This window comes from Blautia sp. MSJ-36 (genome assembly GCF_018917985.1).
In the GTDB taxonomy this organism is placed as follows: Bacteria; Bacillota; Clostridia; order Lachnospirales; family Lachnospiraceae; genus Blautia_A.
In genome coordinates, this window is sequence record NZ_JAHLPQ010000012.1 from 1 (window position 1) to 22,867 (window position 22,867).

At 46.0% G+C, this 22,867-nt stretch carries 21 protein-coding genes; 15 read left to right on the top strand and 6 right to left on the bottom strand.

Annotated elements, in window-relative coordinates; translation table 11 throughout:
- The first annotated feature begins 130 nt into the window (after positions 1-130).
- A complete protein-coding gene (locus KQI39_RS09890) occupies positions 131-1,147 on the top strand; it encodes a glycosyltransferase family 2 protein (protein ID WP_148447406.1) in 1,017 nt (338 codons plus the stop codon).
- A gap of 56 nt (positions 1,148-1,203) precedes the next feature.
- On the opposite strand, the gene KQI39_RS09895 is transcribed toward KQI39_RS09890, so the two are convergent.
- Both KQI39_RS09895 and KQI39_RS09900 read right to left on the bottom strand, forming a co-directional pair.
- Positions 1,204-1,893, bottom strand: a complete 690-nt coding sequence (locus KQI39_RS09895; protein ID WP_216418147.1) for a phosphatase PAP2 family protein — start codon at positions 1,891-1,893, stop codon at positions 1,204-1,206.
- Between the two features lie 84 nt (positions 1,894-1,977).
- Positions 1,978-2,910, bottom strand: a complete 933-nt coding sequence (locus tag KQI39_RS09900; protein ID WP_216418149.1) for a diacylglycerol/lipid kinase family protein — start codon at positions 2,908-2,910, stop codon at positions 1,978-1,980.
- A gap of 180 nt (positions 2,911-3,090) precedes the next feature.
- Between KQI39_RS09900 and KQI39_RS09905 the strand changes: the two genes are divergently transcribed.
- The 6 genes from KQI39_RS09905 (at position 3,091) to KQI39_RS09930 (ending at position 9,176) form a co-directional block, all read left to right on the top strand.
- A complete protein-coding gene (locus KQI39_RS09905; protein WP_148447401.1) occupies positions 3,091-3,765 on the top strand; it encodes a response regulator transcription factor in 675 nt (224 codons plus the stop codon).
- A 154-nt stretch (positions 3,766-3,919) separates the two neighbouring features.
- A complete protein-coding gene (locus tag KQI39_RS09910) occupies positions 3,920-6,115 on the top strand; it encodes a DNA topoisomerase III (RefSeq protein WP_216418151.1) in 2,196 nt (731 codons plus the stop codon).
- A 24-nt stretch (positions 6,116-6,139) separates the two neighbouring features.
- A complete protein-coding gene (locus KQI39_RS09915) occupies positions 6,140-6,520 on the top strand; it encodes a DUF6483 family protein (protein WP_148447397.1) in 381 nt (126 codons plus the stop codon).
- The gene (locus tag KQI39_RS09920) at positions 6,520-7,191 is read left to right on the top strand and encodes a YkgJ family cysteine cluster protein (protein WP_173762883.1); all 672 of its coding nucleotides are present in this window, start codon (positions 6,520-6,522) and stop codon (positions 7,189-7,191) included. The genes KQI39_RS09915 and KQI39_RS09920 overlap by 1 nt, the downstream gene beginning before the upstream one ends.
- A gap of 43 nt (positions 7,192-7,234) precedes the next feature.
- A complete protein-coding gene (locus tag KQI39_RS09925) occupies positions 7,235-8,134 on the top strand; it encodes a LysR family transcriptional regulator (RefSeq protein WP_216418153.1) in 900 nt (299 codons plus the stop codon).
- Between the two features lie 253 nt (positions 8,135-8,387).
- The gene (locus KQI39_RS09930; protein WP_148447391.1) at positions 8,388-9,176 is read left to right on the top strand and encodes a shikimate kinase; all 789 of its coding nucleotides are present in this window, start codon (positions 8,388-8,390) and stop codon (positions 9,174-9,176) included.
- Positions 9,177-9,270: 94 nt separating this feature from the next.
- On the opposite strand, the gene KQI39_RS09935 is transcribed toward KQI39_RS09930, so the two are convergent.
- A complete protein-coding gene (locus KQI39_RS09935; RefSeq protein WP_148447389.1) occupies positions 9,271-10,179 on the bottom strand; it encodes a LysR family transcriptional regulator in 909 nt (302 codons plus the stop codon).
- 224 nt (positions 10,180-10,403) lie between these two features.
- Between KQI39_RS09935 and KQI39_RS09940 the strand changes: the two genes are divergently transcribed.
- From KQI39_RS09940 to KQI39_RS09960, 5 genes are all read left to right on the top strand, one after another.
- Positions 10,404-11,243, top strand: a complete 840-nt coding sequence (locus KQI39_RS09940) for a sugar phosphate isomerase/epimerase family protein (RefSeq protein ID WP_148447387.1) — start codon at positions 10,404-10,406, stop codon at positions 11,241-11,243.
- Between the two features lie 18 nt (positions 11,244-11,261).
- Entirely contained in the window at positions 11,262-13,187 is a 1,926-nt protein-coding gene (locus tag KQI39_RS09945) for an oxidoreductase (RefSeq protein WP_216418155.1), read from the top strand.
- Positions 13,188-13,353: 166 nt separating this feature from the next.
- A complete protein-coding gene (gene aroE, locus KQI39_RS09950; RefSeq protein WP_195567209.1) occupies positions 13,354-14,235 on the top strand; it encodes a shikimate dehydrogenase in 882 nt (293 codons plus the stop codon).
- Between the two features lie 5 nt (positions 14,236-14,240).
- Positions 14,241-15,440: an MFS transporter gene (locus KQI39_RS09955; RefSeq protein ID WP_216418157.1), complete on the top strand. Its 1,200-nt coding sequence runs from the start codon at positions 14,241-14,243 to the stop codon at positions 15,438-15,440.
- A gap of 194 nt (positions 15,441-15,634) precedes the next feature.
- On the top strand, positions 15,635-17,026 hold the full coding sequence (locus KQI39_RS09960; RefSeq protein ID WP_216418159.1) for a hypothetical protein: 1,392 nt from the start codon (positions 15,635-15,637) through the stop codon (positions 17,024-17,026).
- A 188-nt stretch (positions 17,027-17,214) separates the two neighbouring features.
- Here KQI39_RS09960 and aroD read toward each other — a convergent pair whose 3' ends face one another.
- From aroD to KQI39_RS09975, 3 genes are all read right to left on the bottom strand, one after another.
- Entirely contained in the window at positions 17,215-17,976 is a 762-nt protein-coding gene (gene aroD / locus KQI39_RS09965) for a type I 3-dehydroquinate dehydratase (protein WP_216418160.1), read from the bottom strand.
- Between the two features lie 31 nt (positions 17,977-18,007).
- Complete coding sequence (locus KQI39_RS09970) at positions 18,008-18,886, bottom strand: shikimate dehydrogenase (RefSeq protein ID WP_195567200.1); 879 nt, start codon at positions 18,884-18,886, stop codon at positions 18,008-18,010.
- Positions 18,887-19,066: 180 nt separating this feature from the next.
- On the bottom strand, positions 19,067-21,064 hold the full coding sequence (locus KQI39_RS09975) for an oxidoreductase (protein ID WP_216418163.1): 1,998 nt from the start codon (positions 21,062-21,064) through the stop codon (positions 19,067-19,069).
- Positions 21,065-21,290: 226 nt separating this feature from the next.
- Here KQI39_RS09975 and KQI39_RS09980 point away from each other — a divergent pair, with 226 nt between their 5' ends.
- The 3 genes from KQI39_RS09980 (at position 21,291) to KQI39_RS09990 (ending at position 22,865) form a co-directional block, all read left to right on the top strand.
- Positions 21,291-21,794: an NUDIX hydrolase gene (locus tag KQI39_RS09980; protein WP_148447374.1), complete on the top strand. Its 504-nt coding sequence runs from the start codon at positions 21,291-21,293 to the stop codon at positions 21,792-21,794.
- A 262-nt stretch (positions 21,795-22,056) separates the two neighbouring features.
- The gene (locus KQI39_RS09985; protein WP_021977225.1) at positions 22,057-22,422 is read left to right on the top strand and encodes a BMC domain-containing protein; all 366 of its coding nucleotides are present in this window, start codon (positions 22,057-22,059) and stop codon (positions 22,420-22,422) included.
- An 11-nt stretch (positions 22,423-22,433) separates the two neighbouring features.
- Complete coding sequence (locus KQI39_RS09990) at positions 22,434-22,865, top strand: BMC domain-containing protein (RefSeq protein ID WP_216418165.1); 432 nt, start codon at positions 22,434-22,436, stop codon at positions 22,863-22,865.
- The last annotated feature ends 2 nt before the right edge of the window (positions 22,866-22,867 follow it).

Sequence of the window (22,867 nt, forward strand, 5' to 3'; positions counted from 1 at the left end):
CAGACATGATCATTATTACGGATAACATCTGATGAAGGAAGAACCCCTTCTTCTGTTATCTGATTTATAGAAACTTATTAACCAAGTAGTCTTGATTGACTACATCATTATTATACTAGGAGGAAAACTCATGAAACTTTTGAGCGTAGCAATACCATGCTATAATTCAGAGGCTTATATGTCAAAATGCATCAATTCCCTGCTGATTGGAGGAGAAGAAGTGGAGATCATCATTGTAGATGATGGCTCCAGCGACCGTACTGCCGAGATCGCGGATGACTATGCAGAGAAATATCCAACTATCGTAAAAGCCATCCACCAGGAAAACGGCGGCCATGGACAGGCAGTCAACACAGGAATCAAAAACGCAACCGGCCTTTATTTCAAAGTTGTGGACAGCGATGACTGGGTAAATCAGGACGCTTACTATGAGATCCTGAAGACACTTTATGATCTTACCCGCGGAGCCGATACGGTGGATCTTCTCATCAGCAATTTTGTCTATGAGAAGCAAGGCGCTACCCGTAAAAAAGTCATGCAGTACAGACACTGTTTCCCGACAAACCAGATCTTTGGCTGGGACGAAGTACGCCACATGAAAAAAGGCCAGTACCTTCTTATGCATTCCATGATCTACCGTACCAAACTTCTCCATGACTGTGGAATGGAGCTTCCGAAGCATACGTTCTATGTAGATAACCTGTTTGCATTTGAGCCGCTTCCCTATGTAAAAAATCTCTATTATCTGGATGTGAATTTCTACCGGTATTTTATCGGAAGAGATGACCAGTCCGTCAATGAGAAAGTGATGATCAAACGTATCGATCAGCAGATTCGTGTAAACAAGCTGATGGTAGACGCCTATCTGAAAGCCAATGTAAGCAACCGGAGACTTCGTGCCTATATGTTCAGTTATCTGGATATCATCACAACCGTTTCCTCGATCATGCTGGTAAGAGCCGCAACGCAGGAATGCCTGGACAAAAAACAGGAGCTGCAGGATTATATCAAAGACCAGAATATGGGACTGTACCGGAAACTTCGGAGAAGTCTCTTCGGAAGAGTGTCAAACCTTCCGGGAAGAGGTGGAAGAAAGATGTTTGTGGCAGCCTATAAGATCTGCCAGAAGTTTTATGGATTTAACTAAAGATTTTTATACAAGAGCCTGAATAAAAAAGAGCCCCCAAGACGGGGGCTTTTTTATTATAAATTCTGTTCAGTTTTTTTCTTGCTCATCTGTGCCATAGCACGCTGTTCCTCATAATCTTCCACTCTCTGTGGATAGAACATAAGGTGTCCGAACAGTGCCATCGTGGTACCGAGGCATACATCGATCACCGAATGCTGCTTGATAAACATGGTGGACAGGATGATCAGAATGGAAAGGATCAGAGATCCTCTCTGGATCCATTTCTTATCTTTCAAAGCCTGGCAGTGATGGATGGCAAAATAAACAGCCAGGGAATTAAATACATGGATGCTTGGCTGGATATTAGTAGGGGTATCTGTCCGGTAGATTCCTGCAACCAGTTGTGTAAAGATGTTGTTTCTCGGGAATACCGCAGGGCGGAGATGCTGAATGTTCGGATAGATGTAAGAAACAACAAGGAAAACTGTCATTCCCATCATCAGGTTGAAGATCAGCTGGAAATATTCCCGTTTATTCTTATTGCGGAACAGGAAATACACAACCGTCAGTATCACATATGGAAACCATAAAAGGTACGGGATAACAAAGATCTCGCAGAACGGGATTATATCATCAAAAACAGTATGTACAACATGGTAGGCACGTACAGGCCGCTGTTCCAGATATCCGAACAGGATAAGATACACAACGAAATAGATTGCTATGATAAAACCGTGCCTGTATTTTTTTATCTTACTCAACATTTTGCCGCTCCTTTTCTTGATGTATGGCCAAAATGCCACGGGTGTCAGTCTTAAGCTTCTTTTTTGTTAAGTATCTACCTGCTACTATAACACAGGCATTATGATTTTTAAAGGTTTCTTTTCAATGGTCACAGAAAATTCACGCTGGATTCCGCCGGATTCTCCGTCTTTATGCACAGGAAGAGGGCGGTCACTTGTAATATGTACGTCTTTACACTGTAAAATATGTACACCGCGAAGGTGTGTATGTTTCCCCCAGAGTGCGCCCGGCAGACAGAAAAGCATTTTCAGTTTGGAGATCCCTTCAATGACGATCACATCCAGGAGGCCGTCATCCGGACTGGCATCCGGGCAGAACTTAAAGCCGCCTCCCTCGTATTTCTGGTTCATTACAGCCGCGAACCAGGTCTTCTGGAAGGTCTGTGGTTCTTTTCCGTTAAGGGTTACCGTAACCGAGGACGGTGTGAGGAAGAGAAACTGTTTCAGAGCCACCATAAGGTAGATCAGTTTACCCATATGGAGACGGTTGAGAAATTTTTTCCCGGGGGTGATCAGGACTTCCTGACAGACCGCCGCATCATAGCCCATTCCCGCACTGATACCGAACCGGTAGGAATGGCTGCCGAGATGGATCACAGGAACATCCATGGAAATCGTCCGTTTGTTCTCAAGGATGGAGCGAAGCGCCTCAAAAGGATCAAAAGGAAGCCCCATACTGCGGCAGAAATCATTGCCGGACCCAACTGGGATAAATCCAAAGATGACCGAAGACAGATCGCTGATCCCGGTAAGTACTTCGTAAATTGTGCCATCGCCGCCTACAGTTACCAGTGTTACCGGACTTTCCGGTGTTCCGGTGGCACTGATTTTTTTCGCCAGTACTGTGGCGTGTCCCACATATTCTGTGAGAAAATACTGATATGAAATCCCCTGACTTTCCATGATGCTGCGAAGCCGGTTCCAGACATTACGCCCCTCTCCGGATCTTGAATTGGGATTCACAATAAAAGAATACATAATAAAAAACCTCCAAACAACTGTCAGCTTTATCATAACATTGACGTCCGGCTTTTACAAATTAAAATTTCTTAAGGATTTCTATATTTTACATAAACTTAACGTTTTTTCTATGCTGGATTTTACGAAGGCATTTTATACTTGCAACTATCAGTTGAAAAATAAAGTTGGAGGAAAATTATGATATATCTGGTGGAAGATGATGAAAGTATCCGTGAACTTGTTGTATATACATTAAACAGTCAGGGCCTGGAGGCACAGGGATTTGAACGGCCATCACTTTTCTGGAAGGCGCTGGAAAAAGAACTGCCTTCCCTGGTGCTTCTGGATATTATGCTTCCGGAGGAGGACGGACTGTCCATTTTAAAGAAAATCCGTATCCGTCCGGATGTCCGGAAACTTCCGGTAATCATGCTTACCGCAAAAGGCAGTGAGTTTGACACCGTGGTAGGCCTGGACAGCGGTGCAGATGATTATATTCCGAAGCCATTCCGTATGATGGAGCTGATCTCCAGGGTACGTGCCCTCCTTCGAAGATCCGAGGACAACGGTGCAGAGGAGTACCGCATGGAAAATCTTTATGTGTGTCCGGGAAGACATGAGGTGACGGTTGACCAGGAACCTGTAAATCTGACACTGAAAGAATACGAGATGCTTTGTCTCCTTCTGAAAAACAGTGGCACGGTTCTCTCCAGAACCCAGCTTTTAAATCAGATCTGGGGCTATGAATTTGACGGGGAAAGCAGAACCGTAGATGTACATATCCGTACCCTCCGCCAGAAACTTGGTTCTGCCGGAGATCTGGTGGAAACAGTCCGTGGCGTGGGCTATAAGATCAGCGGAAAATGTGCGTGACCAACGGTTAAGAACCATACAAAACAGACAGGCACTTCGCAGGAAAAAGGCTTCGGCCCTTTTCTGGACGAAGTGCTTTTTTCATGCTATAATAGGTGAACCCTGGGGCATATCCGAAGAAATGTCCCAAAGACTAAGAGGTGAAATAAAAAATATGAAATCATTAGTGATCGCGGAGAAACCGTCGGTTGCCAGAGACATTGCAAGAGTCCTTCACTGCAGCCAGAAAGGGAACGGAACCCTGGAAGGAAAAGATTATGTAGTGACCTGGGCACTGGGACATCTGGTAACCCTGGCAGATCCGGAAGAATACGATAAAAAATATACCAAATGGGAACTTTCCACCCTTCCTATGATGCCGGAAAAAATGAAACTGGTGGTGATCCGCCAGACATCCAAACAGTACAATGCGGTAAAAAACCAGCTTTACCGGAAGGATATCGGGGAGATCATCATTGCCACAGATGCCGGACGTGAGGGAGAACTGGTAGCCAGATGGATCCTTGCAAAGGCAGACTGTCATAAACCGATCAAACGTCTGTGGATCTCATCGGTAACGGATAAGGCGATTCGTGACGGTTTTGCCCACCTGAAGAACGGCCATGATTATGATAATCTTTACCGTGCGGCACAGGCCAGGGCAGAAGCAGACTGGCTGGTGGGAATGAACGGAACAAGAGCACTGACCTGTAAATACAATGCCCAGCTTTCCTGTGGACGTGTGCAGACACCGACCCTTGCCATGATCGCAAGAAGAGAGCAGGAGATCCGGGAATTTAAACCGGAAGATTATTACGGCATCACCCTGCAGGCAGGAAACGTGCGCTGGACCTGGAGAGACAAAAAGAGCGGAAGTCTCCGCACCTTTAAGAAAGAACGCGCCCAGGAAATCCAGGCAAAAGCCGGAAAAAGCAGCCTTACCGTAACCAAAGTTTCCAGAAAACCGAAGAAGACCTATGCGCCGGGACTTTATGACCTGACAACCCTTCAGAGAGAAGCCAATCAGAAATATGGTTTTTCCGCAAAAGAGACTCTGAATATCATGCAGCGGCTCTATGAGAACCACAAGGTTCTTACGTATCCAAGAACCGATTCCAGATATATCGGAAAGGATGTAGTTCCTACGATTAAAGAACGCCTTCAGGCATGCGGAACAGGCCCCTACCGGAAACTTGCCGGTGCGCTGGCAAACAAACCGATCCAGGCCAATGCAAGTTTTGTGGATGATAAGAAAGTCAGTGATCATCATGCCATCATTCCTACAGAACAGTTTGTACAGCTGGATCACATGACAAATGAGGAACGGAAGATCTATGATATGGTAGTCCGCCGTTTCTTAAGTGTGCTGTATCCGCCGGCTGTATATGAGCAGGTAAGTATGGAAGGAACTGCAGCAGGAGAAACTTTTGCCGCAAGCGGACGGATCGTAAAAAGCGCCGGATGGAGGGAAGTCTATGAAGGTGGTTGGCAGGATGAGGAAGAAGAGGATTCCTCTGATAAGCTGAAAGACCAGAAACTTCCGGAGCTCACGGAAGGCCAGATTCTTACTGTGGAATCTGCATCTCTTACAAATGGCAAAACAAAACCGCCTGCAAGATTTACAGAGGCCACACTTCTCGGGGCTATGGAGAATCCGGTCCACTTTATGGAAAGCCACGACAAAAAGGCGGCGAAGACCCTTGGCGAAACCGGTGGACTTGGAACGGTAGCTACAAGAGCCGATATCATCGAGAAGCTTTTTAACAGTTTTATGATGGAAAAAAGAGGCAATGAGATCTACATTACCTCCAAGGCAAAACAGCTCCTGGAACTGGTTCCGGAAGAACTGAAAAAGCCGGAACTTACCGCAGACTGGGAGATGAAACTTAGCGATATTGCAAACGGGAAACTCCGTCAGGATAAATTCCTCACAGGGATCCGTGAGTATGCCTGCGAGATCGTAGATGAGATCAAGAGCGGGCAGGGAACGTTCCGCCATGATAATATGACAAACAAGAAATGCCCCAACTGCGGAAAACATCTTCTGGCAGTAAACGGCAAGAATGCAAAGATGCTGGTGTGCGAAGACAGGGAATGTGGATACAGGGAGACGGTATCCCGAACCACCAACGCACGCTGCCCGAAATGCCACAAGCGTATGGAGATGCTTCTGAAGGGAAAAGAAGAAACCTTTGTATGCCAGTGCGGATATAAAGAGAAACTTTCATCCTTCCAGGCGAGACGTGCTAAAGAAGGTGCAGGTGTCAATAAACGGGATGTGCAGCGTTATCTGAAAAAGCAGCAGAAAGAGGCAAATGAGCCGGTGAACAACGCATTTGCACAGGCATTATCCGGGATTAAACTGGATTAAGAAGCAGAAAGAGAGGAAACGGACATGGGATTACAGGATGACAGAATGTCAGGAAATATTCAGGATATCGCAAGACTGATCACAAGACTTCTTCTTAATGGAGATATGCCGCAGTATACACTTCCTGCAGCAGAGGCAGATTATACAGAAGCAGATCATCTTTTTAAGAAAGTTATCGGACTTGCCGATGAGGGCGACATCAACGGAGCGGAAAATGAGCTTCTCATGAATATGGAGGACGATGATCCGGATTATCTGGAACTTGCCCTTACATTTTATCTGTATCTCAATGATATGGATGGCGATTACCTGGATGACCACGGTTATTCCAGGGAAGAGGTCCTGGACGGGGTGAAAAGCCTTGCGGAAGACTGGGGCGTTACCGGACTGGAGACCCTGGTCTGATGCGGCGGGAAGTTACGCTGGAGGAGATTTCCGACGGCCGTTTATACGAAGCAAATGACATGGTAAAGGCAGACTGCCAGGACTGTAAAGGATGTTTTGACTGCTGTACCGGAATGGGAGATTCCGTTGTGCTGGATCCTTTGGACGTATGGCGTTTAAGCCAGGGACTTGGTTTAAGTGTGGATCAGCTTCTTGCGGGAAAAATCGAGCTTGGCGTTACAGACGGGAATATTTTGCCGCATCTTAAGATGGCAGGTGCAGAGGAACGATGCGTATTTCTGGATGGAAACGGAAGGTGTTCCATCCACAGTTTCCGTCCGGGATTCTGCCGTCTGTTCCCGCTGGGAAGATATTATGAGGATGGTGGCTTTAAATACATCCTTCAGATTCACGAGTGCAAAAAGACCAGCCGCAGTAAGATTAAGGTCCGGAAATGGGTAGATACACCGGATTTCAAAAACTACGAAAAATTTGTCTGTGACTGGCATTATTTTCTTCTGGATGTGCAGGAAGTTCTCTATGAGAGTGAGGACAGTGACCTGATCCGAAATCTGAACATGTATGTGGTAAACCAGTTCTACCGGAAGCCTTATGACGGGAACCGGGATTTTTATGAGCAGTTTTACGAGAGACTTGCGGCGGGAAAAGAGCTCCTGAGCCTTGGAGTGTGAAACAGGTTCTCTCAAGCGGAGGAAAGAAAGGATTTTTTAACATATGAACTTAAATCAGCTCACATATTTTGTGACACTTGCCCAGATCGAGAATTATACCAGGGCGGCAAAGAGGCTGGATATTACGCAGCCAAGCCTGAGCCATGCGATTTCCAACCTGGAAAAGGAACTTCAGGTGCCCCTTTTTGAGCGCCACGGAAGAAATGTGACCATGACAAAATACGGGGAAATGTTTCTGAAATATGTGCAGGACTCCTTACATATCCTGAATCTTGGTGTGGAGAGGATTCAGGAAGCGGCAAGGATTCCAGGTGGAAGTATTTCCATCGGGTATATCCATACCCAGGGACGCAGGTTTATTCCGGAGCTTGTCCGTGGGTTCTTAAATGCACAGGAAGGGAAAAAAATAGATTTTCATTTTCAGAATGCGGCAACAGGTACTCTGATCCGTGGATTGAAGGAAGAGAAGTTTGACGTGATCTTCTGCTCCCGTGCGGAAGGGGAAAAAGAAATCAGCTTTGTGCCGGTAGCGGAAGAGAAACTGGTGGCTGTTGTACCGGAAGATCATGCCCTTGCAGGAAAAAATACAGTGACCATAGAAGAACTGGGCCGGTATCCCCAGGTGACGTTTCCCCCCACCAGCGGACTGTATTTTGTGGTACGGGAACTTTTTGAAAAGGAGGGAATCGTACCGGAAACCGCTTTTGAAGTGGAAGAGGATGGTGCCCTTGCGGGAATGGTGGCAGAAGGTTTCGGTGTGGGGATCGTGCCGGATGTGCCGGTGATCCATACCCTGCCTGTGAAGATCTTAAATATCGAGAATCTTCATTACCGCCGTTACATATACATGGGAATGCTGAAAAACCGGTATCCAAGTTCTCTTGTAGAGCAGTTTCGGGATTATATCTTCAAGCATTACCGGATCTATGAAGTGATACAGTAGAATACCTGCGAAAAAATTTCTGTGAAAAATCTCTGCTTCTTATGAGGAGGCAGAGATTTTTTTACAGGGGAGGAGAATGGCGAATCTGTAGAGGAATTTATAGAAAATATCTATAGATTACATGTATAAATTCAATAAAAGTTTAGGTTGAGATAAAAATGACCAGTTGGTATAATAAGGGCAGACACTTGATTTAAAGTGATAAAGTGATGACGGAAATCCGTAATAAAATGAACGAAGCAAAGGAGAAATTATGAACCAGTTAGAAGTATTAAGAGAGAGCCTTGGACAGTGCGATGAGATCATCCTGGATGCACTGCTTATGAGAAACAGAATCGTAGAGGACATCATGGTATACAAGGAAGCACATGATCTTCCGGTACTTCAGCCAGAGCAGGAGGCGAAGCAGAAAGGATGGCTGGAAGCCAGAATGGAAGGCAGACGCCACAAGAAAGAAGTGAATGATGTTTTCGCAAGCATCACACAGAACAGTAAGAGAATTCAGTCCAGAAATCTTTTCAATTACAATATCTTCCTGATCGGATTCATGGGCGCAGGTAAATCCACAATCTCTGATTACCTGAAGAATGCACTGGCCATGGACGTTGTGGAGATGGATCAGTGTATCGTGGAGAGACAGGGAATGAGTATTTCCGATATTTTTGAGACTTACGGAGAAGAGTATTTCCGTGAGCTTGAGACAAATCTTCTTATCGAGATGCAGTCTCAGTCCAATGTTGTAGTATCCTGCGGCGGCGGTGTTCCAATGAGAGAGCGCAACGTTGTTGAGATGAAGAAAAACGGTCGTGTGGTACTCCTTACCGCAAAACCGGAGACAATCCTTGAGCGTGTAAAAGATAACCATGACCGTCCGCTTCTTGAAAACAACAAGACAGTTCCATTTATCGCAGACCTGATGGAGAAACGTCGCGCAAAATATGAGGCAGCAGCCGACATCGTGATCCAGACAGACGGAAAGAGCGAGCTTGAGATCTGCGAGGAGCTGATCCACAGACTTCGTGAGGCAGATGCGAATAAATAATCGCTGATCATAAAACAGAATATTTTTTACATAATTAAAGGACAGCTGTCCGATAAACCGTACAGAAACAAGACGGAATCGGGCAGCTGTCCTTTTAATTGGTCTTATAAAAAATTTCCTTGGATGTTTTCTCGATCACAAACTTCTTAAAGGCTTCCACAACCGGAGGATGGTATACATCTTTCAGCATGGCCATGTAGAAATTTCTCTGCCAGCTTGGGGAAACAAGTGGCAGGATCTTAAGATCCAGAGAATGAAGGATGGGGATATCCGGGGCAATGCAGATGCCGAAATCATTGGCAACAAATCCTGCGGCAACCTGGTCCTCATCGATTTCAAAAGCAACATCCGGGTACTGGCCGATACTCTTAAACAGCTGGTCAATGATCTGGCGGAGCCCACTTCTCTTCTTGAAGATGATCTGTTTATATGGAAGAGTTTCCTCCAGATGGATCTCGGATTTCTCCGCAAGAGGATGTCCGGGAGGAACAATAACCACCAGATCCTGTTTGGCAACGGGGATAAACTCGATCAGCGGTTCGTCATCAAATTTGGAACAGAAGCCGATATCATATTTCTTCTCTTTCAGGCCGGTAAGGATATCGCCGGTAAGCACCTTGTCGCAGAACAGATTGAAATTGATCTGTTTTCCCTCGTTGGCAGTGAGAAAACTGCGGATGATCTTCGGCACAAAATCAACACCCAGAGTCCGGAGAAAGGCCACATCAATCTGTCCTTCTCCCTTTCCGGCAAGCTGGAGACCGTTTACAGAGGAATCCAGCCGGTTCAGGGTTTCTTCCACATCCCCCAGAAAAGTTTTGCCATATTTGGTGAGAGAAACATTCCGTCCGTTTTTTTCAAATAATTTCACTCCAAGTTCTTCCTCCAGGGAAGAGATCGCGTGACTTAAACTGGGCTGTGTGATCGCCAGAACATCAGCAGCTTTCGTGTAATGTTCCAGATGGGCCAGTGTCACGAAATAACGAAGATGATACAGGTTCATTTTCAAAGCTCCTTTCTTAAGTTTATCTGAAGGTTTTATTTAAGCAGATTCCAGTGAAAATGTTTTATATAGTATACCACGATATATTGATAAAATCTATGAATTCTCCTGGTACAATCAATTTGTTTTGTATTTAACAAAGTTATATAATGCTTATAGAAAAAAGATACAAAATAATTAAAAAAAAACATAAAAAATTATTTATATTTTCAGGAGGAATCACCATGTCAAAAGAATTTCCAATTACAATCAGTTCCTGGACACTTGGAGATCAGTGCAAATTTGAGGACCGTGTAAAAGCTGCCAAAGAAGCTGGCTATGAGGGAATCGGCCTGAGAGCGGAAACCTACGTAGATGCCCTGAATGAGGGACTTTTCGACGAGGATATCCTGGCAATCCTGGATAAATATGACATGAAGGTAACAGAGGTTGAGTACATCGTACAGTGGGCAGAGGAGCATCGTTCCTACGAGCAGAAATACAAAGAACAGCTCTGCTTCCATATGTGTGAATTATTTAACGTAGAGCAGATCAATTGTGGACTGATGGAGAACTATTCCGTAGAGTACACAGCACAGAAACTCCGTGAGCTCTGCCACAGAGCAGGCAAATACATCATCGGTGTTGAACCAATGCCATACAGCGGAATCCCGGATGTGAAAAAAGGATGGGCTGTTGTAAAAGCTGCTGACTGCGAGAACGCAAAACTGATCCTTGATACATGGCACTGGGTAAGAGCAAATCAGCCCATCGAGCTTTCCGTACTTGAGGGAATTCCGGCAGACAAGATCGTATCCATCCAGATCAACGATGTATGGGAAAGACCATATGCAACAACAATCTTAAGAGATGAGTCCATGCATGACCGTCTTGCTCCTGGAACAGGAATCGGAACAACCGTACCGTTCGTAAAAATGATCAAAGAAAAAGGTATCAAGCCAAATGCCATCGGTGTAGAGGTTATCAGCGATGCAAACCTTGAAAAAGGTATCGAGTATGCTGCAAAACATACATACGAGAACACCAAGAAAGTACTGGAAGAGGCCTGGCCGGAAGTACTCTAATCAGAAAGGAGAACACACATGAAATTCAATGCGATGTTTCAGCCGATCGAAATCGGCCCTATGACAGTAAAGAACCGTTTCGTTGTTCCGCCAATGGGAAATAACTTTGCAAACACAGACGGAACTATGAGCGAGCAGTCCGCTGCATATTATAAGGAAAGAGCAAAAGGTGGTTTCGGTTTAATCACCATCGAGGCTACAGTCGTTCACAAAGGCGCAAAAGGCGGCCCGCGTAAACCATGTCTCTATGATGATTCCACCATCGAGAGCTTCCGCAAAGTCATCGACGGATGTCATGAGGAAGGGGCAAAAGTTTCTATTCAGCTTCAGAATGCAGGCCCGGAAGGAAATGCAAAGAACGCAGGAGCACCGATCACAGCAGCAACAAGCATTCCGTCAGTATGCGGCCGTGATATTCCGAAACAGCTTACAACCGAGGAAGTTTATGAGCTGATCAAAGGATACGGCGAGGCAGCAAGAAGAGCCATGGAAGCCGGCGCAGATGCTGTAGAGATCCACATGGCACACGGTTATCTGGTAAGTACATTCCTTTCTCCAAGAACAAACAAAAGAGTAGATGAGTTCGGCGGATGCTTTGAAAACCGTATGCGTTTCTCCCGCCTGATCATTGAGGAGATCAAGAAAACAACACAGGGCAAGATCGCGATCCTCGCGCGAATCAACTGTGCAGATGAGGTCCCGGGCGGTCTTGACATCCATGACAGTGCGGCAATCGCAGCATACCTGGAGAGCTGCGGACTGGATGCCATCCACGTATCCCGTGCCGTTCATATCAAAGATGAATTCATGTGGGCACCGACCGTTATCCACGGCGGATTCTCAGCATCAGAGGTTGAGGAGATCAAACGTGCGGTAAATATCCCGGTGATCACAGTTGGACGTTATACAGAGCCACAGTTTGCAGAATTGATGGTAAAAGAAGGAAGAGCAGACCTTGTAGCATTCGGACGTCAGAGCCTTGCAGATCCGGCTATGCCGAAAAAAGCTCTGGAAGAGCGTCTGGAGGATATGACTCCATGTATCGCCTGTCTTCAGGGATGCGTTGCAAACATGTATGCAGGAAATCCGGTATGCTGTCTGACAAACCCATTCCTCGGCCATGAGGCAGAGCCCATCGAGAAAACAGAGAATCCGAAGAAAGTTATGGTGATCGGTGGCGGTGTTGCAGGACTTTGTGCAGCATTTATCGCAAAAGAGAAAGGTCATGAAGTAACACTTTACGAGGCAGGAGATGTTCTCGGTGGAAACATGAGACTGGCTGCTTACCCGCCAGGAAAAGGTGATATCACAAACATGATCCGCAGCTACATCCACCGCTGCCAGAAAGACGGCGTGAAGATCGTGATGAACTGTGAGGTAACTTCGGAGCTTATCAAAGAGGAGAAACCGGACAGCGTGATCATTGCAACGGGTTCCAAGACTCTGATCCTTCCGATCGAGGGAATCGACAACCCGGCCATCATCCACGGTTCCGACCTTCTGGACGGCAAGAGAGCAGCAGGCAAAAAAGTTCTGGTTGTCGGCGGCGGAATGGTAGGATGTGAAACAGCTGCATTCCTCGGCGAGCAGGAGCATGATGTAACAGTCATCGAGTTCCGTGATACCGTAGGTGCAGACGTGATCCACGAGCACAGAGTATATCTCATGAAAGATTTCGAGGACTACGGAATCAAAGAGATCACCGGTGCAAAGGTATGCAAATTCTATGAAGACGGTGTAGAGTACGAGACCGCTGACGGAGTACGTCACGAGACAAGAGGATATGATTCCGTTATCCTTTCCATGGGATTCCGCAACTACAATCCACTGGAAGAAAAGATCAAAGATCTTGTACCTGAGACACACGTGATCGGAGATGCCATCCGTGCAAGACGTGCACTGGATGCAACAAAAGAGGCTTATGCTGTAGCTTCAAAACTTTGATCAGGTATCTGTCTGAGAGCGTTACCAGCTATCGGATCGTATCATACAAAAAGAAAATAAAAGTCCAATAAACAGGACAGTATAAAAATTAAAAAGACGTTCTGACAGGCACCTGGAAAGACACTTCCGGTGTCTGTCAATGGGAAAATGCAGGAGGTAAAAAGAAATGGAACAGAGAATTAAAGGAACAACTGGTTTACTCGCACTGATCGGAAGCCCGGTAGGACATTCAGGAAGCCCGGCTATGTACAACTTCAGCTTCCAGTACCATAACCTGGACTATGCTTACATGGCATTCGATATCAAAGAGGATCAGGTTCCGGCAGCTCTTGATGCAATGCGCCTTTTCAAAATGAGAGGATGCAACGTAACCATGCCTTGCAAGAACAAAGTAGCTCAGTGTGTAGACGAGCTTTCACCGGCAGCAAAGATCATCGGTGCTGTAAACACCATCGTTAACGAGGATGGAAAGCTGATCGGACACATCACAGACGGAATCGGTTTTGTCCGCAACTTAAAAGAGCATGGCGTTGACGTAAAAGGTAAAAAGATGGTAGTCTTAGGAGCAGGCGGAGCAGCAACCGCTCTTACTGTACAGTGTGCCCTTGACGGAGCAGCATCCATCGCAATCTTCAACCCAAATGATCCATTCCTTGAAAGAGCAAAAGGAACAGCAGAGAAGCTTGCAAAAGAAGTACCGGACTGCAAAGTAAGCGTATACTGCCTTGACGATCAGGACAAACTGAGAGAAGAGATCGCAAACGCAGATATCCTTGCAAACGGAACACTTGCAGGTATGAAACCGCATGACGACCTTACACTGGTTGACAAATCCATGTTCCATAAAGATCTTGTTGTTGCTGACTGCGTATACAATCCTGCAGAGACAAGAATGGTAAAAGAAGCAAAAGAGGCAGGTGTAAAACTTGCAGTAGGTGGAAAAGGAATGCTTCTGTGGCAGGGTGCTGAGTCCTATAAACTGTACACAGGACTTGAGATGCCGACAGATGAGTACCAGAAATTCCAGGCTGAGAACGAAGGGAAATAAGAATCATGAGCCAGACAGGTAAGAAAAACTTAGTGATTACTTCTATCGCACTGTATTTTACATACTTCATCCACGGAATCGGAGCTTCCATCATGGGCCAGTACAAGCCGGAGCTTGCGGCTCACTGGGGAGCAAAGACTTTAAGTGATGGAACTATGGATGTCAGCATGGTAGTATCTGTAATTGCTGCACTTGGACTTGGAAGACTGATCTCCCTTCCGTTTTCCGGTCCCCTGTCCGACAAATTCGGACGCAGATTAAGCGGAATCATCGGCGTGATCTGCTATGCAGCATACTTTATGGGAATCGCATTTGCTCCGTCTATGGGAGTTGCTTATGCGTTTGCTATTGTAGGTGGTATCGCAAACTCCTTCCTGGATACCTGCGTAAGCCCTACATGTATGGAAATCTATGTAAACAATCCTTCCGTAGCGAACCTGTTTACAAAATTCTCCATGTGTATCAGCCAGTTCCTGCTTCCTTTCCTTATCGGATTCGTAGCAGCGGCTAATATGTCCTACAGAACCATCTTTATCGTTGCAGGTGCTGCAATCTTTATCGATGGAATCCTGATCCTGTTCCTGCCATTCCCTGACAGAAATACAGCAGGTGCGGCAAAGAAAGAAAAAACAAAATTAAAAATCACTCCGGCAGCAATTGCGGCGATCCTCATCGGATTTACAAGTTCTTCCACATTCATGCTGTGGTTGAACTGCAACCAGGAGCTTGGAAAACTTTATAATTTAAGTGATCCGTCCAAGATCCAGTCCTTCTATGCAGTAGGAACTTTTGCAGCGATCCTGTGTTCCTCCGTGTTTATCAAAAAAGGACTGAAAGAGATCAACATCCTGATCATCTATCCGCTGATCTCCTTTATCATGCTGGGACTGTGCTACTTTATCCAGAACCCGACCATCTGTCTCGTTGGTGGATTTGTCATCGGTTTCGCAGGTGCAGGCGGAGTGCTTCAGCTGGCTGTTTCCACAACCGCTGAGTTTTTCCCGGAGAACAAGGGAACTGCAACATCCATGGTTATGATCGCATCCAGTGTTGCAAACTATACGATCCTGACATTGGCAGGTTATATCACAAAAACTGCCGGAACCAGCGCTCCGAGAATGATCCTGCTTCTTAACATGGCAGTGACATTCGTTGGAATCCTTCTTGCACTGTTCGTCAAGATGAACCGTGGAAAAGAGGCCTGAGACAGGGTGAAATAAGTGAATAATTGTATGGATTCAGACGAAGATGACTGAATCTATGCAAATCAAAGTTCCAATTCGGGAACAATTCCCGGGTTGGACTTTGCCGTTTCTAAAAATGTTTGTTAATTAACAAACTTCCAGAACAGAAGATACTATATATGTATTATCAAAAAAACTGACAAAGGAGAATCGTTATGGCGCGTGCAGCAAGACAGAGAAGAGAAAACGAACTGCCCTACATTCCGTTTGGGCCATTTCAGATTCGTCTTCCCTTTATTCACTACAAACTTGAGTCCGTAGAGTTTATCCAGGGTCTGATCCTTGGTGTTACGGCACTGGCGGCTGTCCCTTATCTGGAACAGTATCTGGGGCTGCCTTATGAGCTGGCATGGAGCTGTGTGATCATAGAGACCATGCTGTATATGCTACACAGTTTACTTGGTGATCCGGTAGTTCCCGGATGGATCACGCCGACCCTTCCGCTGACTATCGTATTCCTGGAAGGCTTTCCCCTGGGAAAAGAGCGTATCCAGGCAATGATCGCCCTGCAGATGCTGGTTGGTCTTGTATTCATATTTATGGGCGTTACCAAACTTGCGGATAAATTTGTCCATGCGGTACCGGATTCCGTTAAGGGTGGAATCCTTCTTGCAGCGCCGGTTACGGTTATGGCAGGCCAGCTGGGAGAGGGCGGAAACATGCACAAATATCCTCTGGCTATTGTTGCAGGTGTCGGCCTTCTGATTCTTATCAGTTTTTCTGACAAGTATCAGGAAAAGAGACAGCATAACAAGTTTCTGGATCTGGTTGCCCGCTACGGAAACCTTTTCCCGTATCTGATCGCCATGGTGGTAGGCCTTCTTGTAGGAGAGCTGGACAAACCGGGGCTTGAGATCGGAACTTTTATCAAGATCCCGCAGTTTAAGGAAATCATCCAGCAGGTAAGTATCTTTGGTGTGGGAATCCCGCCACTTTTCATGTTTATCAAGGCTCTTCCGCTGGCACTTGTATGTTATGTGATCGCATTTGGCGATTTTGTTACCACAGAGACACTTGTCACTGAGGCACGTCAGTCCAGAGATGATGAGTACATTGATTTCAATTCCAGCCGTTCCAACCTGGTCAGCGGTCTTCGAAATCTGATCCTTTCCATCATCGCACCGTTCCCTCCGCTTTCCGGTCCGTTATGGGTCGGCATGACAGTATCTGTCTCCATCCGCTACAAAGAAGGAAAGAAAGCCATGAAGTCTCTTCTTGGCGGTATGGCATCCTTCCGTATTGCAACTTTCTTAAGCGTGCTGATCATTCCGGTTGTAAGTTTCTTCCGGCCGATCTTCGGAGTTGGTTCTTCCATCACTCTGATGTTCCAGGCGTTTGTCTGTGCAAGGATCGGTATGGATTACTGTAAGACAGACCGTGACAAGATGATTGCCGGTGTTATGGCAGCTGTCCTTGCAACCCAGGGAACTGCGTGGGCATCCGCATGGGCTCTGGCCGTTGGATTCGGACTGAACATTTTCCTTTCCAACTGGGATCCCAGGAAAAAAGCTCAGGAAACTGCCATTGAGGAAAAAGCTGAGAAATAATAAATAAAGTTATAAAAGATAAGAAAAGAGGAACTGCACTGGATGGGTCAGCGCAGTTCCTCTTTTTGGGTCATGAGATTTGTTTTTGTTACAAAATAGATTTGCTATTTACGGGATTAAAATCTGGTCTATAATTTACGTTCTTTCTTAAACGAAGCCGTAGATCCTTTCAATGGGAGGTTACAGGATCACAGGCTTTTGTGGATAATGTCAAGAACCTGCTCAAGCTCGTTGACATTGATCTGTCCCGGTGCGGAAGCTTTGGTAGCGGCACCGAAGGTAAGGGCGGAACCAAAGGTTTCACCTGTGAGACGGCTGACAACACCGGTACCTGCCATGGACATGGTAATGATCGGGCGGTCGGCGAACTGCTGGGACATTTCCAGTGTGGCACTTAAGAGTGTAAGTACGTCCTGTTTGCTCTTTGGCATAACAGCCATCTTCGGGATATCTGCGCCATAGTCCTGCATCATGCGAAGACGGCGCACGATCTCATCTTTCTTGGGAGTTGCGTCAAAATCATGATTGGAAGCGATGACTTTTACGCCATAGCTGTGAGCTTCCTGGATCATGCTTTTTACGATCTCCTCGCCTGTGAAGGCTTCTACATCAATGAGATCTACATAGCCGCTTTTGGCAACAGCCATGTTGAGGGCTTTGTAATCTTCGTTGGAGATTGCTTTTTCTCCGCCTTCTTTTGCAGTACGGAAGGTGAAAAGAATCGGAGTGTCCTTTAAAACGGTCTGGAGATCTTTTGCCACATCCAGAACCTTGTCTGTGTCAAAAACATCTTCGAACCAGTCAACACGCCACTCTACAACGTCTACGGGGATTCTTGCGAAGGTTCCTGCCTCAAGAAGGATATCTTCTTTTGTCTGTCCAACGATCGGGACACAGATTTTCGGCCTGCCTTCTCCGATTGAGATATTTCTTACCTGAACTGTTTTCATAATGGTCCTTTCCGATACGGATGGGATTTTATCAGTCATCGTATCTGATGTTAAGAATCTCTTTCATATGCTCGATCGGCATCGGCTCGCCGGTCCACAGTTCAAATGCAGCGGAGCCCTGGAAAAGCATCATGCCAAGGCCGTTCATTGTCTTGCAGCCAACTTCCTTTGCCATGGAGCGCATAGCGGTTTCAAGAGGGGAGTATGGCACGTCAACAACGATAAGCTCCGGACGGAAGTAAGATTTGTCCGGAACAACGGACTGGCCTTCCAGAGGTTTCATTCCAACACCTGTAGCATTTACGAACAGATAGCTGTCAGCCATTTCTTTTTTCAGCTGATCAAGATCAGCAAGATCGTAGAGAACTGCATGGCTGGATGTCTTGGTGTTGATCTTCTCAACAGTGGATACGGCACGATCCCAGAACTCATCCTTGCGGTTAAAGATCACAATCTCGCCTACGCCGTCCAGTGCAGCCTGGATCTCGATAGCAGTAGCAGCACCGCCTGCGCCTACGATGGTCATTTTCTTTCCGATAACATCAATATCGTTATCTTTCAGTGCAGCCATAAATCCGATACCGTCTGTGATGTGGCCTGTAAGATGACCGTGATCGTTGACGATGGTGTTTACAGCGCCGCACATTTCTGCTGCCGGTGAAAGCTCGTCAAGGTACTGGCCTACCAGAGTTTTGTTTGGCATGGAAACGTTGGAACCTCTCATTTTCAGAGTACGGATGGCTTTTACAGCATCCTCGATTTCATCTGCGCAAACCTCAAATGCAAGGTATGCATAGTCATAGCCAAGCTTTGCGAAAGCTTCGTTCTGCATGGCAGGAGAGCTGGAGTGACGGATCGGATAAGCCATAAGACCGATGAGCTCTGTGTGTCCTGTGATTCTTTCTGACATGGTAATAACTCCTCTCATTGGTAAAAATCTGGGTAACTCTTTTTTCTAAAACCTCCCGCCACATCAGTCTGAAGAAGTTGCGGATGTTCTTCGGACGGCTGCAGCGGGAGGAAGACGTGAAAAATCTATAGACACTCCCGAAGCGTATTTAAAACGTTCATCTGGAGGTTATAGCGGATATTAAAGGTATCCTCTCTGCTCGAGAATGGTAAGGATGTTACGTCCTTCCTGGGTACCGTCAATGATTCTTCTTGCTCTCTGGCTGTCGCCGATGTTCATGATCTCAACATCCTCAGAAGAAAATTCCTCTGTGAGGTTCTGGTAAAGCTGTCCCTGAGCTCTCATTCCAAGACATACGAAACCGTACTCAAATGGAAGCTCATAAGGCTCGCCGTCACCCTTGACAAGGAAGGAAGAATCCTTAACCTCAAGGAGAGCAGTTTTTGTAAGCTGATGTACATTATGTTTTTTCATCATGGTCTTTGTGTCGTTTTTGCTTACAGGGTCAAGATCACGTCCGATCTGATCCATCATCTCAACAATAGAGATATCTGCGTTTCTGTCTGCGAAGAATTCCACAACATCAAGACCTACAGCACCGCCGCCTACCACAACGACTTTTTTGCCTTCCAGATCCTTCGGAAAATCATTAATGTGGCTGATCATACCAAGAATAGAATAAATATTATAGTTCTCGTTGTCAATACGATCCTTCAGTCCTGTGATCGGAGGAAGGAGCGGAGCGGAACCGGTGGAGCTTACGATGATATTCGGATGGAATTTGCGGATGTTCTCCGGTGTTCCTTCTGTGTTTTTGAAGATGTAAAGGTTCTCAAGCTGTTCTGCGCGATGCATGAGATAATGCGGGAAATCAGCCAGGCGGTTCTTAGCTGGGATTCTGGAGATCAGAGATGCAAGTCCCCCAAGTTCATTGCCTTTTTCCAGAAGGAAGGTGTTGCAGCCAACCTCTGCGGCTGTACAGGCAGCTTCCAGTCCGGCAGTACCGCCACCGATAACAACGACGTTACAGTTTTTGTTTACATGCAGTTTCTTATATACATCGCCCTCAAGAACAGATGGGTTTACGGTACAGCGGATCGGGCGGTTTACGCCGATACGGTTTCCTGCACATCCCACGTTACAGGAGATACATTTGCGGAGATCGCACTCATGTCCTGTGGCAACTTTGTTTACCCATGCAGGATCTGCGATCAGGCCACGGCCCATACCGATAAGGTCTGCGTCACCGTCAGCGAGGATACGCTCAGCAACTTTCGGGTCACGGATGTTACCCATGGAGATACATGGTTTGTTGAATTTCTCTTTTACAGCTTTTGCCATGTAGGAACGCCATCCATCCGGAAGATAGTTTGCGTCGATCTGGTACTGGATGGAACCGTTAAGTCCACAGGAAACGTCGAAGATATCAACTTCTTCCTGAAGGTAGTCCAGATATTCCAGAGTATCATCAAGTGTGTTTCCGCCTTCCATCAGCTCATCAGCGCTGAGACGGAGCATGATCGGGAAGAAAGGTCCCACCTGTTTTCTTACCTCATCGATGACCATGCGGCAGAAACGGGTACGGTTCTCAACAGATCCGCCGAATTCGTCGGTACGCTTGTTTGTGATCGGGGAAAGGAACTGGCTGATCAGGTAGGAATGTCCTGCATGGATTTCCATTGCGTCAAAACCGGCTGTCTGTGCACGTTTTGCAGCCTCGCCGTATTTCTTTACAATGTGAAGGATCTCTTCTTTGGAAAGAGGTCTCGGGATCTCACCGCCTTCTTTGGAAGGAACATCAGATGCGGAAACCGGCTGCATGTTGATTCTGGAAGAAACTGCGGAAGCACCTGCATGGTTGATCTGGATCGCGATCTTTGTTCCATATCTGTGAATGTTCTCACAGAATTTGAAAAGACGTGGAAGATAGTTGTCATGATCGATACGAAGCTGGGTGGTTCCGTTGGAACCCTGCGGGGAATCGATACTTGCGTTCTCTACGATAATAAGGCCTGTGCCACCCTTTGCACGCTGCTCATAATAATTAATATGAAGAAAACTCATTTCGCCGTTCTGCTCACCGTAGTTGGTGCCCATCGGCATCATAACAATACGGTTCTTGATAGTCATATTTTTAACGGTTAATGGGGAAAAAATATGCGGATAATCATTTTTCATTTGGAAAAACCTCCCTGGTTATTTTAAATAGAATCGTTTGTTTGTGTTAATTATATAACAAAAATATCTATAAAACTAATTCATAATACCAGTAATATAATAAAAATAATCTATAGATTTTTTCCGGAAGAAAAGTAGCTGGAAAGTGGTGGAAGATTCCAGGGTTTACATACAGGACTTTAGCGTGGTATCATAACAAATAAAAAAGTTACAGGAGATAGAAAAAATGGAATTCTGGGATATTTACGATGCAGATAAGAAACCGACGGGACGTACCATGAAGCGCAATGACTGGTGCCTGAAAGATGGAGAATATCATCTGACAGTTTTGGGCGTAGTTGCAAGACCGGATAAAACCTTTCTCATCACCAAACGTGTGATGACAAAAGCCTGGGCACCGGGCTGGTGGGAAGTTTCCGGCGGCGCTGCCCAGGCAGGCGAGGAATCAAGGGATGCGGTACTCCGTGAAGTGAAAGAGGAGACAGGACTGGATGCCAGCCAGGCAGAAGGCGGATATCTTTTTACCTATAAAAGAGAGAATCCTGGGGAAGGAGACAATTACTTTGTAGATGTATACCGGTTTGTGATGGATGTGGAGGATAAAGATCTGAAGCTTCAGACTGAAGAGACAGACGGATATATGTTTGCAACGCTGGATCAGATCAAAGCGTTTGCAGCTGAGGGAAAATTCCTGCATTATGACAGCATTAAGAAGGCGTTTGAGTTCTAAGCAGATTTTGACTGGTTTTCCGGACTGATGTGAAAATGAGTGTTGTTTTCTGTGGATTTTTATTTTTGAAAACGTTGTTTTTTGCCTTGTTTTCGAAGAATTGTATTGACATTAAGAGGTACAGATAGTAAAATTTAACGTAGGGAAATTGTAAGCCGGATGAACAAAATCCGGCTTATCGAATATTAGATCGATCGAGAAATCGATAGCATGGATCTTGACAATGCTATGTTACGAAATTTTTGAAAGCGAGGAATCATCAATGGCAGATGAACATAAAGACCAGATCAGAATCGTACAGGAGACCGTAGCCGGTAAGGAGATCACATTTGCCCATATCATGGGTGGTCCGGCACCAATCATATATCAGAAGCTTGGACTGAATCCACAGGTGGACTATGGCTCATCTGCGATCGGAATCATGAATATGACCCCTTCCGAATCCGCTGTGATCGCATCTGATATCGCAGTGAAGAGCGGCAATGTATATCTTGGTTTTGCAGACCGTTTTACAGGAACACTGATCATAACAGGAGAGATTTCCGATGTGCAGACAGCAATGGAAGAGATCGTGGACTATTTCCGCGATACTCTTGGATATGTAGTCTGCAAGATCACCAAGAGATAAGGAAGTGCACCATGGAAGAACGGATAACGAAGGAAGAACTGCTGGAGCGGCTGTTCCATGATGATTATGAGAACCTTAAGGGAAAAAGGCTGCGACTGACCCGGGTGAGAGTACCTGGAAAAGAGCTTTCTTTTGCACATGTTTTTACACCAAGTGACAAGTCGGTATATGAGAATCTTGCGTTACATATCGGAGTTCACGAAGGAGAGGACCATACGGGAGATGCCATCGGTATGGTCAGGGTTACACCCTGGGAGGCTATTGTAGTGGCTGCAGATGTTGCAGTGAAGGCGGCTCATGTGGAAGTTGGATTTATGGACCGGTTCTGTGGGACATTGATCCTGACAGGCGGTTTTACGGAAGTGACGACAGCTGTGGAGGAAGTGGTGCGGTTTTTCCATGAGACATTGAAATTCGATGTCTGTAAGATCCACAGAAGCTAGAG

Bases quoted from the DNA above. Each gene is read 5' to 3' on its own strand.
- KQI39_RS09890 (WP_148447406.1), top strand. From the start codon at position 131: ATGAAACTTTTGAGCGTAGCAATACCATGCTATAATTCAGAGGCTTAT.
- KQI39_RS09895 (WP_216418147.1), bottom strand. From the start codon at position 1,893: ATGTTGAGTAAGATAAAAAAATACAGGCACGGTTTTATCATAGCAATC.
- KQI39_RS09900 (WP_216418149.1), bottom strand. From the start codon at position 2,910: ATGTATTCTTTTATTGTGAATCCCAATTCAAGATCCGGAGAGGGGCGT.
- KQI39_RS09905 (WP_148447401.1), top strand. From the start codon at position 3,091: ATGATATATCTGGTGGAAGATGATGAAAGTATCCGTGAACTTGTTGTA.
- KQI39_RS09910 (WP_216418151.1), top strand. From the start codon at position 3,920: ATGAAATCATTAGTGATCGCGGAGAAACCGTCGGTTGCCAGAGACATT.
- KQI39_RS09915 (WP_148447397.1), top strand. From the start codon at position 6,140: ATGGGATTACAGGATGACAGAATGTCAGGAAATATTCAGGATATCGCA.
- KQI39_RS09920 (WP_173762883.1), top strand. From the start codon at position 6,520: ATGCGGCGGGAAGTTACGCTGGAGGAGATTTCCGACGGCCGTTTATAC.
- KQI39_RS09925 (WP_216418153.1), top strand. From the start codon at position 7,235: ATGAACTTAAATCAGCTCACATATTTTGTGACACTTGCCCAGATCGAG.
- KQI39_RS09930 (WP_148447391.1), top strand. From the start codon at position 8,388: ATGAACCAGTTAGAAGTATTAAGAGAGAGCCTTGGACAGTGCGATGAG.
- KQI39_RS09935 (WP_148447389.1), bottom strand. From the start codon at position 10,179: ATGAACCTGTATCATCTTCGTTATTTCGTGACACTGGCCCATCTGGAA.
- KQI39_RS09940 (WP_148447387.1), top strand. From the start codon at position 10,404: ATGTCAAAAGAATTTCCAATTACAATCAGTTCCTGGACACTTGGAGAT.
- KQI39_RS09945 (WP_216418155.1), top strand. From the start codon at position 11,262: ATGAAATTCAATGCGATGTTTCAGCCGATCGAAATCGGCCCTATGACA.
- aroE (WP_195567209.1), top strand. From the start codon at position 13,354: ATGGAACAGAGAATTAAAGGAACAACTGGTTTACTCGCACTGATCGGA.
- KQI39_RS09955 (WP_216418157.1), top strand. From the start codon at position 14,241: ATGAGCCAGACAGGTAAGAAAAACTTAGTGATTACTTCTATCGCACTG.
- KQI39_RS09960 (WP_216418159.1), top strand. From the start codon at position 15,635: ATGGCGCGTGCAGCAAGACAGAGAAGAGAAAACGAACTGCCCTACATT.
- aroD (WP_216418160.1), bottom strand. From the start codon at position 17,976: ATGAAAACAGTTCAGGTAAGAAATATCTCAATCGGAGAAGGCAGGCCG.
- KQI39_RS09970 (WP_195567200.1), bottom strand. From the start codon at position 18,886: ATGTCAGAAAGAATCACAGGACACACAGAGCTCATCGGTCTTATGGCT.
- KQI39_RS09975 (WP_216418163.1), bottom strand. From the start codon at position 21,064: ATGAAAAATGATTATCCGCATATTTTTTCCCCATTAACCGTTAAAAAT.
- KQI39_RS09980 (WP_148447374.1), top strand. From the start codon at position 21,291: ATGGAATTCTGGGATATTTACGATGCAGATAAGAAACCGACGGGACGT.
- KQI39_RS09985 (WP_021977225.1), top strand. From the start codon at position 22,057: ATGGCAGATGAACATAAAGACCAGATCAGAATCGTACAGGAGACCGTA.
- KQI39_RS09990 (WP_216418165.1), top strand. From the start codon at position 22,434: ATGGAAGAACGGATAACGAAGGAAGAACTGCTGGAGCGGCTGTTCCAT.